We start from the raw sequence: 12,968 nt of genomic DNA, 5'->3' as shown, positions 1-12,968 counted from the left end.
CTCCTTGGAGGAAGTTGCTGCGGGCTGCTCAATGATGATCGAGAACGGTCCGCGCGATTGAGGCGTCCAGCACCTCGTAGTCGTAGTACTGAATGGTGTCGTAGAGTTCCGATCGCGGCATCATCCGCGGCAAATACGCACTCACGTCTCCTGTCGACGCAAGTGACGCGTAGAATTCCTGCGCCGCCCTGGACGTGACCCGAAAAGCCGAAACCGGATAGATGACGACGTTGAAGCCGTAATCGAGCCATTGCTGGCGGCTGGTCTGTGGTGTCCGGCCAAATTCTGTCATGTTGGCAAGGAGAGGCGCGGCAACTTCCTGCCGCACGCGTCGGAAATGATCCGGCGTGGTCAGGGCCTCAATGAAGATGAGATCGGCGCCCGCTTCAACGTAACGGTTGGCGCGTGCGATTGCGTCATCGAGCGAAGTTGTGCCTGCCGCATCCGTGCGCGCGCAGATCACAAGTTGGTCTGCGGCCCGACGGGCGGCCGCAATCTTGCGGCACATGTCGCCTACCGAAATCAGGCGCTTGTCGTTCAGGTGACCGCACTTTTTCGGGAACAGCTGGTCTTCGATCTGGATGCAGGCAGCACCCACCTCTTCGAGTTCGCGCACGGCACGCATGACGTTCAGGGCTTCTCCGAAACCAGTATCGCAATCGACGATCAGGGGAAGGTCGGATGCCCGGACGATTTCCCGCGCACGGCGCCAGACGTCATCGAGAGTCAGCAAGCCGAGATCGGGAAGCGCCATCGAGGCCGACAGAGCGGCACCTGATAAATAGAGGCTCTCAAAGCCCGCCTTGCGCGCGAGAAGCGCCGTCATTCCATCGAAAGCCCCGGGAACCGCGAGGGCAGTCGGGGATGCGATCAGTTTGCGAAAACTTGCGGCGCGGCTCCGGGATACCGGCCCCCCCAACCAATCTACCGTCATCTTTGCCTCGCTCGCGTTGTGAGGTCGGATTCGCGATCTCGTCCATCACGACTTCTAGGCTGATTTAGAGAAATTTCGTAAAGTTGTCTACTGTTGACATTTCGAGGTTTGTGGATCACCAAGGGTCATCCTTCTTCAAGCACTACAGGTCGCTCATGCTGCTGCGCGAGATTGCCGGTCGGATATGCAAGATCGATTTTGCGGCCCTCCCGCCGCAGGCGGTCGAGACTGCCAGGAACGCCATTCTCGACACCATCGGCGTCACGATCGCAGGTGCCCATGCGGAGGCGACACTCCCCCTGCATCGAGCCCTGATGAGCATGGCCGGGCCCGGACGCGCGCTCGTCTTCGGAGGTGACCGGCACACAGATGTCCTAACAGCAGCGCTCATCAACGGCACTGCTTCGCACGCTCTCGATTTCGACGATTGCAGCAATACGCTCGGCGGGCACCCGTCAGCGCCCATTATCCCTGCACTATTGGCACTCGCCGAGGAACGAGGACTTGGCGGACAAGCGTTTGTGACCGCCTATGTGGCTGGCGTCGAACTGGAAACGAAGCTCGGGCGCGCAGTCAATTTTCATCACTACGAAAAGGGATGGCACCCGACCGCAACACTCGGAACCTTCGGCAGCGCCGCCGCCTGCGGGCATCTTCTCGGCTTGGGCCCTGACCAACTTGGACACGCGCTGGCACTCGCATCCTCGATGGCATCCGGACTCAAGGCCAATTTCGGCACCATGACAAAGCCGTTTCACGTCGGTCACGCTGCGCGTAACGGTTTGCTTGCAGCGCTTCTCGCCGAGAACGGTATGACGGCCAATATGGGCGCCCTCGAAGACCCTCAAGGGTTCCTTGCTGTTTATAACGGTGCCGGGACATTTGCCGCCGAGCGGATTCTTGCTGAATGGGCTGATCCTTTCGATGTGATCGAACCGGGAATCGCGTTCAAGCGTCATCCTTGCTGCGCTAGTACGCATCCGGCCATCGATGCGATGCTTCAGCTGAGGGCGGATCACGGCCTAACCGCTGACAATGTTGCTCTGGTGGAATCCTGGACCCATCCGCGGAGACTGCGTCATACGAACCGGCCCGATCCGAAGACCGGCCTCGACGGCAAGTTCAGCGTTCAATACGTCCTGGCACGAGCCTTGTCGGAAGGCATTTCCCGTCTCGATCACTTTTCTGACCAAGCCGTCAACGAACCGGCGATCCGCGCGATCATGAGCAGAGTTCGCGCGGCACCCGACCCGGATGCCACCATGGACACGGCCGAGCATTTTTATGCGCGCGTCCGTGTCACGCTGCATTCGGGCGAGAAGCACGAGATGTTTGTCGACCGACCTGTCGGTCGGGATCGAGATCATCCTATGCCGCCCGGGGCGCTTGAGGCCAAATTTCGCGACTGCGTTGCACCGACAATGACAGAAGAGGCATCCGTGCAACTCCTCCGAATGCTCATGCAGATTGAGAATGTCGCGGCAATGTCGGCGGTCACGGATGTCATCCTGACGGGAACGGCTCGCGTCACATGCTTGCCCTCGCAGAGCCGGAACGTCGGGGCCGCCTGAAAATCAGTACGACGATCGTTGCGGAGGAAGTGTGACCATGAACGAGCAGAAATTGTCGGCAAGTCAGCCTGATGTCCTGGTGATCGGTGCCGGCAATGCCGCCCTGTGCGGTGCGATTTCCGCTCACGAGAACGGGGCCAAAGTCGTGATTATCGAAGCGGCGCCGTTTGAGGAAAGAGGCGGCAACTCTCACTACACCGGCGGCGCTTTCCGCTTCGCCTATAACGGTCCGGACGACCTGCGTGAGATCTGCGCCATCAGCGACGAGGATCTGAAGAATATTGACTTCGGCACCTACACCGAGGATCAGTTCTTCGACGACATGTACGAGATGACCCAGTTCCGCACCGATCCGGAGCTGTGCGAAATTCTGGTGCGCTCAAGCCTGGAAACGGCCAAATGGGTAGCGCATCAGGGCGTAAAGCTGCATCCCGGCCTCGGTCGCCAGGCCTACAAGGTCGACGGCAAGTTCAAGTTTTGGGGTGGCCTCGCCCTTCATATCAATGGCGGTGGTCCCGAACTGCTGGCAGCGCTCTATCGCAAGGCGGCTGAGTGCCAGATTCCGATCCACTACAATACGCCCGCTGTGGAACTCCTGCGCGAACACGGGCGCATCGTTGGCGTGATCGCCGAACAGGACGGCGAACGCGTTGAGGTCCGTGCAGGCGCGGTCATTCTCGCATGCGGCAGCTTCGAGTCGAACCCCGAAATGCGAGCCCGCTATCTTGGGCCCGGCTGGGACTTGGCGAAGGTCCGCGGCACGCGCTTCAACATGGGCGCCGGGTTGACCATGGCGCTGGCCGTCGGCGCGCAGCCTTACGGTAACTGGTCCGGCTGCCATTCCGTCGCTTGGGACGTGAACGCGCCGCCGTTCGGCGATCTGACCATCGGCGACCAATTCCAGAAACACAACTATCCGTTCGGTCTGCTCATAAATGCGCGGGGTGAACGCTATGTGGACGAAGGAGCAAACTTTCACAGCCACACTTACGCGAAGTATGGCGGGGAAATTATGCGGCAGCCTGGCATGTTCGCCTGGCAGGTGTTCGATTCGAAAGTGACGGACCTCCTGCGCAGCGAATATCGCATTCGTCGCGTCACAAAAGCAGAGGCCAACACGATCGAGGAGCTGGCGGCCAAACTCACAGGCGTTGACCCCGATGCGTTCGTGCAGACGGTGCAGGAGTTCAATGCGGCTTGCCGGGCAGACGTGCCGTTCAATCCAAATATCAAGGATGGCAAGCGCACCCACGGCCTTGCCATCGACAAGACGAATTGGGCCAATCCGCTCGATCAGCCGCCTTACCATGCCTATCACGTCACCACCGGAGTCACGTTCACATTCGGTGGGCTGAAGGTATCGACCGGGGCAGCTGTGGCGGATCTGTATGGTCGGACCATTCCAGGCCTCTATGCGGCAGGCGAGATTGTCGGCGGGCTGTATTATTTCAATTATGCGAGCGGTACCGGCCTGATGGCCGGCGCCATCTTCGGCCGCCTCGCGGGTAAGAGCGCTGCAAGCTTCGCGCGCCAAAAAGCAGAGGCGGCTTGACGTGTCGGCGTCAGTACATTTGCCCCCGAAGTCTGTCACATCGGCTGCCGCGGAGCTGGCCGCTTATGTGGCGCAGGTCCGATTCGAGGATCTGCCCGACGTTGCGATCGAGCGGGCGAAGCAATGTCTTGCTGATTCCGTGGGTTGCGTGTTGTTCGGCGGCCGTTTCCCGTGGTCTAAAATGGTGCTCGATCTGGCACGGGCTACGGGATCTGGAGGTCCCTGCATCATCCCCGGACAGGCCGGCTTCTCTTTACACGTCCCTCAAGCAGCACTGACGCTTGGCTCATTTGCGCATGCGTTCGAACTCGATAGCTTGAGAAAGCCCGGCACCGGGGTTCACCCGGGCGCCACTGTCGCTCTTCCGGCTCTTGCCATGGCCCAGGCCCTCGGATCGAGCGGGCGAGATCTTGTCACCGCGATCGTGGTTGGATGCGAGGTTCTGTTTCGGATCGGCAAAGCGACGTTGCACAGTGCGGAGAAGCGAGGCTTCCATGCTCCGGGCATCACCGGCCCATTCGGATCGGTCGCCGCGTGCGCGTCGCTGATGAAACTGCCGCCAGAACAAGTCGGTGCAGCATTCGGCATCTGCGGGTCTCTCAGCGGTGGCCTGCTGGCCTTCGTAAAGGCAGGATCAGGCGGCATGGTCAAACGCCTCCACCTTGGGCGTGCCGCGGAGAGCGGTGTCGTTGCTGCGATGCTCGCCCAGAGCGGCTATGAGGGCCCCCTGTCCATTCTCGAGGGTCGTTATGGGATCCTTGATGCCTATTGCGGCGAGAATGACCCCGCGCTCCTCACGCAGGGTTTGGGCCATGAGTTCGAGATCGAGCATCTGTGCATCAAGAAATACGCGTGCCATGTGACATCGCAGGCATCGGTGGAATTGCTTCGTGAGTTGATAGTGACTGAGGGGTTTTCTGGCGATGCCATTGAACGCATCGACATCGCTGCGTCCGACAAAGTCTGCTCTCACCACAGTGACGCCGAGCCCTCGGACCTTATGTTGGCCCAGTATAGCCTTCCGTTCAATACAGCGCTCGCAGCATTCGTCGACCCGATCGACCCGCGCGTCTATTCGGATCTCGCATTGAATGACGGAAGGGTTCGGGACATGACCCGTCGCGTCTCAGTCCACTCCGATCCGCGCATGAAAGGTTGGAGCATCGAGATGAAGGTCCACCTCCGATCTGGGGCAGCGTTTGGCGGCGCGCGCGAGAGCTTTACAGGGTGTCCCGAAAGACCTTTCAGCTGCGAGGAACTCCGGCTCAAGTTTGATCGCCTGGCGTCCGACAGCGAGCCGACGATACGCGGGACTCTCTTCGATAGCCTGATGAACCTGGACCGCATGGAGACGGTTCGGGAACTGCATCTTGTTTGAGAAGCTCCCGGAGACTGAGATCGCTCGGACTGGGCTAGCTTTCGCGGATCTGGAGTTGCGGAAACGGCGGAAGAATGGCGGCAGGCGTCGTCCCACCGCGTTCGCAAGCACAAAACTCTTGATTTCCAATCGACCGTCCAATATGTCGACAGTTGACAGATCGCTTCATCCGTCCGCTCGAGGACTGCCGCATGCCTAGCCTTGACCTCCGCAGCTCAGGCAACGCTGAGCAGACTCTAGAACTCGCGACGTTCGCGGCGAACCTGCGCTATGACGATCTTCCCGTCGACGTTGTCGCCAAAGCAAAAGCTTGCATCCTCGACGCGTTGGGGTGCTGCCTCGCCGGCGTGACACAACCATGGACACGCCATCTCATCGATTTTGTCGAGGAGGAAGGCGGCCATCCGCGGTCGCGGATCATTGGCACCTCGCTCCGGACGAGTGTCGCCCAAGCGGCCCTCGTGGGGTCCACGGCGGGCCACGGGTTTGAGATGGACGACATCCACGCGGTCGCCCATCTCCACGCCGGCTCTCTCACCATTCCGGTCGCACTGGCAATCGCGGATGCCGAGGGAAGCACCACGGGCCGGGCCCTCATCGCATCTGTCGTCGCGGGATACGAAGCGGGTCTCCGTGTCGGGATCGCGGCAACTGGCAGCCTCTTCATGCGCGGGCACCATTTTCAGGGCACCTGCGGCACCTTCGTAGCGGCTGCGACAGCCGTGAACGCGCTGCAACTCGCACCGGAGGCGGCGCGGAACGCCTTTGGCGTCAGTGGCTCATTCGCTGCCGGCCTGATGGCCGCTCAGGAAGGCGCCATGTCCAAGCGGCTTCACGCCGGGCATGCGGCCCAGATGGGAGTGACCGGAGCCTACCTCGCGCGCCGTGGCCTGACAGGCATCTCCAATATCCTGGAAGCGCCCTACGGCGGCTTTCTGTCAACGTTGAGCGGGGCTCCTGATCTCGATCAGCTCACGATGGGCCTCGGCACGCATTGGGTGATCCGCGAAGTCGGGTTCAAACCCTACCCGACCGCCGCCAGTGTTCATTCTGTGCTGCATGCGATCGACACGCTCATGCGCGACCACACGCTTGCAGCGGACGATATCGAAAATTTGAGAATCCATTGCAGCACGATGGCGCATCGTCATTGCGCGTGGCCCTACAAGCCAGCCGGCGTGACGGCCGCGCAGATGAACATGCTGTTTACGACCGCGATGATGATCGTCGACCGCGCGATTGGGCCAGACCAATTCGCAGATGATCGCCTGGCCGATCCCGCCATTCTTGCCATGATCGACCGTGTTCAGGTCGAAGCCGATCCCGCCTACGACCTTGGCGGGGACGCCTCGCGCCACGCAGCTCGCGTCGAGATCTGCACGCGAGGCGGTCATACCTATCGGCTCGAGATGCTCCACCGCCCCGGAAGTCCGGCCAATCCCATGAGCGTCGAGGCGTTGCGCAGCAAGTTTGTCGGTGCAGCAGCAAGCGTGCTTCCTTCCGGGCGAGCTCAGGAAATCGAGCGCTTCGTCGAGACGTTGGAGGATCGTGATGCGCGCGAGCTCACCGACCTCCTTGTACCGGCCACAAGCGCCAACGCAGCAGCCTGAAGGATCTCATGCATGGTCGATCGCCGTGGTTTCAGAACAATGGTCGAAGCGCCGGAAATCCTCGTTCTACCAGGTGTTTACAATGGGTTCAGCCTGCGCCTTGTCGAGAAGGCAGGCTACGCGGCTGCGGCGATCACCGGAGCCGGCTTGTCGGAGAGTCTCCTTGGATGGGCCGATCGCGGCATCCTCACGTTCGATGAAAATCTGCGCGCCTGCAGCGCGCTGGCAGATTGCTGCGATATCCCCCTTCTGGCCGATGCCGACACCGGGTACGGCAATGCGCTCAACGTCCACTTCGTGGCGCGCGCGTTCGAAAAGGCCGGTCTGGCCGCTATCTCCATCGAAGATCAGGTTTGGCCCAAGCGGTGCGGACATATGGAAGGCAAAAGGGTCATCCCGGCCCACGAGATGGCCGACAAGGTCAAATCTGCTGTCGATGCGAGACGTGATCCGGATTTCCTGATCCGCGCGCGCACGGATGCGGCCGCTACGGATGGTATCCCGGAAGTCATCGACCGCCTGAACATGTATGCGGAGGCCGGCGCCGACATTCTCTTCGCGGACGCGCTCTTGTCGGCAGACGACATTCGGACCGTTGCCAGAAACGTCAGCAGGCCGCTGGCCGTCAACATGGGTTTTGGTCTCATGGAGCGCGGTACCACGCCGTTGCTGACACCCAAGCAATTGCAGGATCTTGGCGCGGGGACTGTCTCGTATGCGCGCATGCTGTCGAGCGCAGCACTTCGCGGAATGATGAACGCCTTGGAGGCTTTCGCACCCACGATCGATGCGGACCAGCCAACCCATCGCCCTGACCTTCTGGTGTCGTTCAAGGAATTGAACGAGCTCATGGGCGCCGCAGCGCTGGACGCTATCGAAAACAGGTTTACCACCAGACCATAAAAACAGGCCTCGCGCCGCATCCAGGAGGGACCACATGACCACGATCCTACGTTCGACCCGCATGAAAGCCGCTGCCGCCGGACTGATGATGGCAACGCTCATGATCGGCGCCAATCGAGTTCAGGCTGCAGATTATGAGATCATGGCGCCGGCGGCACCCGGTGGAGGATATGATCGCACCTCACGGGCTGTTGAACAGGTCCTCAAGCAAGACAAGCTCGGGACGGCGACCGTGATCAATGTCGGCGGTGCGGGCGGCGCCATCGGCCTCGCTCAGTTCATCCGCAATCGCTCCGGCAGCGACAACGCAATGATCGTCGGCGGCTTCGGCATGATCGCATCGTTCGCCACAAACAAATCGAAAGTAACCCTTGCGGACGTCACGCCTATCGCGCGATTGATGAGTGAATACTCTGTCGTCGTTGTACCGAAGGACTCGCCGATCAAGACCCTGGCGGACCTCGTCGCCCAGCTCAAGAAGAACACCAATGGCGTTTCCTGGGCAGGCGGCTCCGCCGGCGGAACCGATCACATTCTGGCTGGCTCGATCGCCAAGGCGATCGGTGTCGATCCCAAGCAGGTCAACTACGTTGCCTTCTCGGGTGGCGGCGACTCGCTCGCCGCCATCATCGGAGGCCAGGTGACGGTCGGCGTCGGTGGCTTCAGCGAACTCGCCGACCAGATCAAGGCTGGCAATCTGCGTGTGCTTGCCATCTCGTCTGACAAGCGCGTTCCCGGCGTGGATATTCCGACCTTGAAGGAGCAGGGTGTCGATGCGTCCTTGTCCAACTGGCGCGGCATTGCAGCACCTCCGGGGATCACACCCGCCCAGCGCCAGGCTTACCTCGATCTAATCGCCAAGGTTGTCGCGTCGAAGAGCTGGAAGGACATTCTCCAGACCAACGGCTGGAATGACGAGTATCTCGCGGGAGACGACTTCAAGACTTACATCGCCAACGAAACCACGCGCATCACTGAAATCCTCACCCAACTCGGGCTGGTGAAATGATCGGAGAGACCGAGCGCGACGCGGAACCGCGGCTCTCGCAAAAGAAGGTGAGTGCGACCGTCATATCGGTCGCACTCGTGGCCTTTGGTTTGTTCGTCGCGCATCAGGGCTATTTGATCGGTCAGGACCAATCCTCATACGCGCGAGTCGGCCCCCAGGTCTTTCCCTATATGGTCGGAGCTGGCTTGGTGATCGTTGGCGTGCTTTTGTCGATCGACGCGCTCAAGGGGACATGGCCGGTGATGTGGGCCGAGACGGCCGACGAACATGCCCTGTCGCGCCCGGCTTATTGGCGGCAATTGTCCAACGTCGGCCTCGTCGCGCTCGGGCTCGTGGTCAATGCCTTTCTCATCGCGCCTTTGGGCTTCGTTGTATCGTCGACGCTGATGTTCGCCTTGACGACCCGCGCATTCGGCAGTCGCCGGATCCCATTTGATCTCGCCGTGGGCGCCATGTTTTCCGGCTTCATCTTTCTCTGCTTCACCTATGCCCTCGGCCTGCCGCTACCTAGCGGAACCATATGGGGAGCCCGCTGATGGACGTATTCGACGGCTTGATGCACGGGTTTGCAGTCGCACTAACCGCGGGCAACCTCCTGTGGGCACTTGTCGGCGTCACGCTTGGAACGGCGGTTGGTGTTCTTCCCGGAATTGGCCCCGCGCTCACGGTCGCGCTGCTCATGCCATTGACGGCAAAACTCGAGCCCATTGGCGCGTTCATCATGTTCGGCGGCATCTACTATGGCGCGATGTACGGAAGCTCGACAACGTCGATACTTCTCAACACGCCTGGCGAAAACTCATCGGTCGTGACGGCAATCGAAGGCAACCAGATGGCGAAGCGTGGCCGGGGAGCTGCCGCGTTGGCGACCGCCGCGATCGGCTCCTTCGTAGCCGGGACCTTGGCGACATTCGCTCTGGCGCTGTTCGCACCGTCCGTCGTGACGCTGGCGCTCAAATTCGGGCCCGCTGATTATTTCGCCTTGATGGTGCTGGCCTTTACCACCGTCGCGGCAGTACTGGGCACATCTCTCCTGCGTGGCCTCGCCAGTCTCTTTCTCGGAATCGCAATAGGCCTTGTCGGCATCGATATGCAGACAGGCCAGGCTCGCATGGCGCTCGACATCCCATACCTGCTTGACGGGATCGAGGTGGTGATCCTGGCTGTCGGCCTGTTCGCAGTGGGCGAGACATTGTTCGTCGTGTCTCGCCAGAAGTTGCTGGCCGACCAGATCATCCCCATCAAGGGACAGATCTGGATGACGAAGGACGAATGGAGGCGCTCGTGGAAGCCCTGGCTGCGTGGCTCGGTCATCGGTTTCCCGTTCGGAGCCCTGCCAGCTGGCGGCGCTGAGATTCCGACATTCCTCTCCTACTCGCTCGAGCGCCGGCTCTCCAAAAATCCGGAGGAATTCGGCAAGGGTGCGATTGAAGGCGTCGCCGGGCCCGAGGCAACCAATAACTCTGCCGTGACAGGCGTTCTGGTGCCCCTTCTGACGCTCGGATTGCCGACGTCGGCGACCGCTGCGATCATGCTTGCGGCCTTTCAGCAATACGGCCTGCATCCCGGCCCCTTGCTCTTCCAGAGCAATCCCGATCTGGTCTGGGGACTGATCGCGAGTCTTTATATCGGCAACGTCATGTTGCTCGTTCTGAACCTTCCGCTTGCCGGGGTTTGGGTGCGGCTGCTCGCGATTCCGCGGCCTTACCTCTACGCGGGAATCCTCGTGTTCGCGGGACTAGGCGTCTATAGCCTGCATGCCTCAGTCTTTGATCTCGGCACACTCTGTCTGTTCGGCGTTCTCGGATACGTCATGCGGTGCGCCGAAATCCCCGTTTCTCCAGCCATTCTCGGGCTCATCCTGGGTCCAATGGCCGAACAGCAGTTCCGCCGCGCTCTCGCGATCAGCCAGGGAGATCCGACCGTCTTTCTCACGCGGCCGATTTCGGCCACGATCCTGACGATCGCCCTCATTGCTCTCGTGGCACCGCCACTGGTCGAATACTATCGCTCGCGGCGCCGCCGCTGTGTTTTCGACCAGGCCTCATCATGAGCAAGACCGCGACGTCGGAAGTTCGCGTGTTGTCCGCCACAGGGGTCTGCGGATCGGGCTTCAAAGAAAGCTCGCTCCTGGCGGGCATGGCCCGACGGCCGCATTTCATCGGCTGCGATGCGGGCTCAACCGATCCGGGACCGGGTCCACTCGGCGCCGGCACGACCGCCTTCCCGCTCCGATCCATCAAACGCGATCTCCGGCTGATGCTGAAGGCGGCCCTCGACGCAAATGTTCCGCTTCTCGTGGGATCTGCCGGAACAGCGGGTGGCGCCCCCCACCTCGCCGCCGTCCGCGACATCGTCCTCGAAATCGCGCGAGAGGAGGGCTTGCGGTTCCGGTTGGCCTTGATCCATGCGGAGCAGGACAAGACCTATCTGAAAAAGCGCCTGAGCGAGGGACGGATCCGCCCGCTTTCGCCGGCGCCCAAATTCGACGCCGACGCGATCGATCGCGCGGAGCGAATCGTCGGGATGATGGGCGAGGAGCCGTTTCTCGAGGCTTTGGATCACGGCGCCGACGTGGTGATTGCTGGACGCGCCAGCGATTGCGCGATCTTTGCCGGGCTTCCCATCCGCTTGGGCGTGGCGCCAGGGCTTGCGTGGCACGCCGCCAAGCTGCTCGAATGCGGGAGTGCGATCGCCGTTTCCCGCCCGTCGCCCGATTCCACTTTCGTGACATTTCGCGGAGATCATTTCGATATTGATGCGCTTGATCCGAACGTGCGCTGTACCCCCCAAAGTGTGGCAGCGCATGCTCTCTACGAGAACGCAGACCCCTATCGCCTGGTGGAATCGAGCGGAGTGCTTGATCTGACACAGGCGAGCTATCAAGCAATCGATGCGCGAAGCGTCCGAGTTCGCGGCAGCCGTTTCGACAAGGCCGAAACCTACACGGTGAAGCTCGAAGGCTCCGAACATGTGGGGTATCAGAGCATCGTGATCGGGTCGATCCGAGATCCTTACATCATCAGGCAAATCGACGATTGGTGCGACCGCTTGCGGCAGAAACTGCTGGCGCGGGTCGGGGATGTTTTCGGCGACCGACCGGTCGAGCATCTCTTCAATATCCGTCTCTATGGCAAGGACGGGACGATGGGCCCGCTTGAGCCCGAGCGCGACGGCCCGACGCATGAACTTTGTGTAGTTCTGGAAGTGACAGCAAGCACTCAGGAGATCGCAACGACCATCGTGTCGTTGGCCCGGCATCAGGCGCTTCACCTGCCGATTCCGGAATGGAGCGGCCTGATAACCGGCTTCGCCTGCCCTTACAGCCCAGCCTACCTAGAACGGGGAGCAGTCTACCGCTTCTGCGTGAATCACGTCCTCGCGCCAGATCACCCGTGCGAAATGTTCCCGATCGACTATCTTGACGTGGAGTGACGACGATGGCGAAACTCGGCGAACTAGCAAGTCTTATCCGCAGCAAGAATGCAGGTCCGTTCGAACTCACCTTCGACATCATGTTCGATACGTTCGAGGTGTTCGAGCGAGTGCGGACGAGTTGTGCCCTGTCGGCGGAAACCTTCGCGTGCCTATATCGGTTTCCAATCGAAGATGTGCGGTTCTTCGTCGTGCCGCAAGCTCTGGCCTTTAAGATATCAATTCCACGCCCGCGCTTTCAGGGCGATCTGCACGATGCCGATAACCACGGCGGTCAACAATACGCCCCCTTGATCGACGTGGACATTCCCTGATGCTGGCTGAGTTGCGGCAGTCTGGCTGCGCAAAGCCACAGATCGTCAGAACCGCCGTGACATTGATTCACTCCGTGAAGGGTGCCTCTGACGGACCGAACACAATAACCTCAGAGCACGCAGATGCACGAGTGCATGAGCGCTTTTCTTCAAGGGGTTTTGGTCATCCGGGACCGAACCCCCACAGCCGGCTTCGTTGGGTTGGCGATCTGAGGTACCGCGCTGGGGAGTTGTTACGTGCAGAGCTTTTCTTTGCTCACGA

At 60.8% G+C, this 12,968-nt stretch carries 11 protein-coding genes; 10 read left to right on the top strand and 1 reads right to left on the bottom strand.

Features of this window, described 5'->3' with window-relative positions; genetic code table 11:
• Positions 1-28: 28 nt before the first annotated feature.
• Positions 29-934, bottom strand: a complete 906-nt coding sequence (gene prpB / locus J4G32_RS16670; protein ID WP_210496647.1) for a methylisocitrate lyase — start codon at positions 932-934, stop codon at positions 29-31.
• Between the two features lie 155 nt (positions 935-1,089).
• Between prpB and J4G32_RS16665 the strand changes: the two genes are divergently transcribed.
• The 10 genes from J4G32_RS16665 to J4G32_RS16620 all read left to right on the top strand — a co-directional run bounded on the left by J4G32_RS16665 (position 1,090) and on the right by J4G32_RS16620 (position 12,706).
• Positions 1,090-2,505, top strand: coding sequence for an MmgE/PrpD family protein (locus J4G32_RS16665; RefSeq protein WP_210496646.1), 1,416 nt, complete (start codon positions 1,090-1,092; stop codon positions 2,503-2,505).
• A 37-nt stretch (positions 2,506-2,542) separates the two neighbouring features.
• Entirely contained in the window at positions 2,543-4,057 is a 1,515-nt protein-coding gene (tcuA, locus tag J4G32_RS16660; RefSeq protein WP_210496645.1) for an FAD-dependent tricarballylate dehydrogenase TcuA, read from the top strand.
• A 1-nt stretch (position 4,058) separates the two neighbouring features.
• Complete coding sequence (locus J4G32_RS16655; RefSeq protein ID WP_210496644.1) at positions 4,059-5,435, top strand: MmgE/PrpD family protein; 1,377 nt, start codon at positions 4,059-4,061, stop codon at positions 5,433-5,435.
• A gap of 191 nt (positions 5,436-5,626) precedes the next feature.
• Entirely contained in the window at positions 5,627-7,045 is a 1,419-nt protein-coding gene (locus J4G32_RS16650; RefSeq protein WP_210496643.1) for an MmgE/PrpD family protein, read from the top strand.
• A gap of 12 nt (positions 7,046-7,057) precedes the next feature.
• Complete coding sequence (locus tag J4G32_RS16645) at positions 7,058-7,948, top strand: isocitrate lyase/PEP mutase family protein (protein ID WP_210496642.1); 891 nt, start codon at positions 7,058-7,060, stop codon at positions 7,946-7,948.
• Positions 7,949-8,033: 85 nt separating this feature from the next.
• A complete protein-coding gene (locus J4G32_RS16640; RefSeq protein WP_210496910.1) occupies positions 8,034-8,957 on the top strand; it encodes a Bug family tripartite tricarboxylate transporter substrate binding protein in 924 nt (307 codons plus the stop codon).
• The gene (locus J4G32_RS16635; RefSeq protein WP_210496641.1) at positions 8,954-9,493 is read left to right on the top strand and encodes a tripartite tricarboxylate transporter TctB family protein; all 540 of its coding nucleotides are present in this window, start codon (positions 8,954-8,956) and stop codon (positions 9,491-9,493) included. The genes J4G32_RS16640 and J4G32_RS16635 overlap by 4 nt, the downstream gene beginning before the upstream one ends.
• Positions 9,493-11,010 (top strand): tripartite tricarboxylate transporter permease, encoded by a 1,518-nt coding sequence (locus J4G32_RS16630; RefSeq protein WP_210496640.1) that lies wholly within the window; start codon positions 9,493-9,495, stop codon positions 11,008-11,010. Before J4G32_RS16635 ends, J4G32_RS16630 begins: the two co-directional genes overlap by 1 nt.
• The gene (locus J4G32_RS16625) at positions 11,007-12,392 is read left to right on the top strand and encodes an acyclic terpene utilization AtuA family protein (RefSeq protein WP_210496639.1); all 1,386 of its coding nucleotides are present in this window, start codon (positions 11,007-11,009) and stop codon (positions 12,390-12,392) included. Before J4G32_RS16630 ends, J4G32_RS16625 begins: the two co-directional genes overlap by 4 nt.
• A gap of 5 nt (positions 12,393-12,397) precedes the next feature.
• Positions 12,398-12,706 carry a DUF4387 domain-containing protein gene (locus tag J4G32_RS16620; protein WP_210496638.1) on the top strand — a complete coding sequence of 103 codons (309 nt, stop codon included), beginning with the start codon at positions 12,398-12,400 and terminating at the stop codon, positions 12,704-12,706.
• Positions 12,707-12,968 lie beyond the last annotated feature (262 nt).

This window comes from Microvirga antarctica, from assembly GCF_017921815.1.
GTDB classification, from domain to species: domain Bacteria; phylum Pseudomonadota; class Alphaproteobacteria; order Rhizobiales; family Beijerinckiaceae; genus Microvirga; species Microvirga antarctica.
The sequence above is the reverse complement of the archived record's forward strand: the minus strand, read 5'-3'. Positions and strand labels throughout refer to the sequence as shown.

Bases quoted from the DNA above. Each gene is read 5' to 3' on its own strand.
- prpB (WP_210496647.1), bottom strand. From the start codon at position 934: ATGACGGTAGATTGGTTGGGGGGGCCGGTATCCCGGAGCCGCGCCGCA.
- J4G32_RS16665 (WP_210496646.1), top strand. From the start codon at position 1,090: ATGCTGCTGCGCGAGATTGCCGGTCGGATATGCAAGATCGATTTTGCG.
- tcuA (WP_210496645.1), top strand. From the start codon at position 2,543: ATGAACGAGCAGAAATTGTCGGCAAGTCAGCCTGATGTCCTGGTGATC.
- J4G32_RS16650 (WP_210496643.1), top strand. From the start codon at position 5,627: ATGCCTAGCCTTGACCTCCGCAGCTCAGGCAACGCTGAGCAGACTCTA.
- J4G32_RS16645 (WP_210496642.1), top strand. From the start codon at position 7,058: ATGGTCGATCGCCGTGGTTTCAGAACAATGGTCGAAGCGCCGGAAATC.
- J4G32_RS16640 (WP_210496910.1), top strand. From the start codon at position 8,034: ATGATGGCAACGCTCATGATCGGCGCCAATCGAGTTCAGGCTGCAGAT.
- J4G32_RS16635 (WP_210496641.1), top strand. From the start codon at position 8,954: ATGATCGGAGAGACCGAGCGCGACGCGGAACCGCGGCTCTCGCAAAAG.
- J4G32_RS16630 (WP_210496640.1), top strand. From the start codon at position 9,493: ATGGACGTATTCGACGGCTTGATGCACGGGTTTGCAGTCGCACTAACC.
- J4G32_RS16625 (WP_210496639.1), top strand. From the start codon at position 11,007: ATGAGCAAGACCGCGACGTCGGAAGTTCGCGTGTTGTCCGCCACAGGG.
- J4G32_RS16620 (WP_210496638.1), top strand. From the start codon at position 12,398: ATGGCGAAACTCGGCGAACTAGCAAGTCTTATCCGCAGCAAGAATGCA.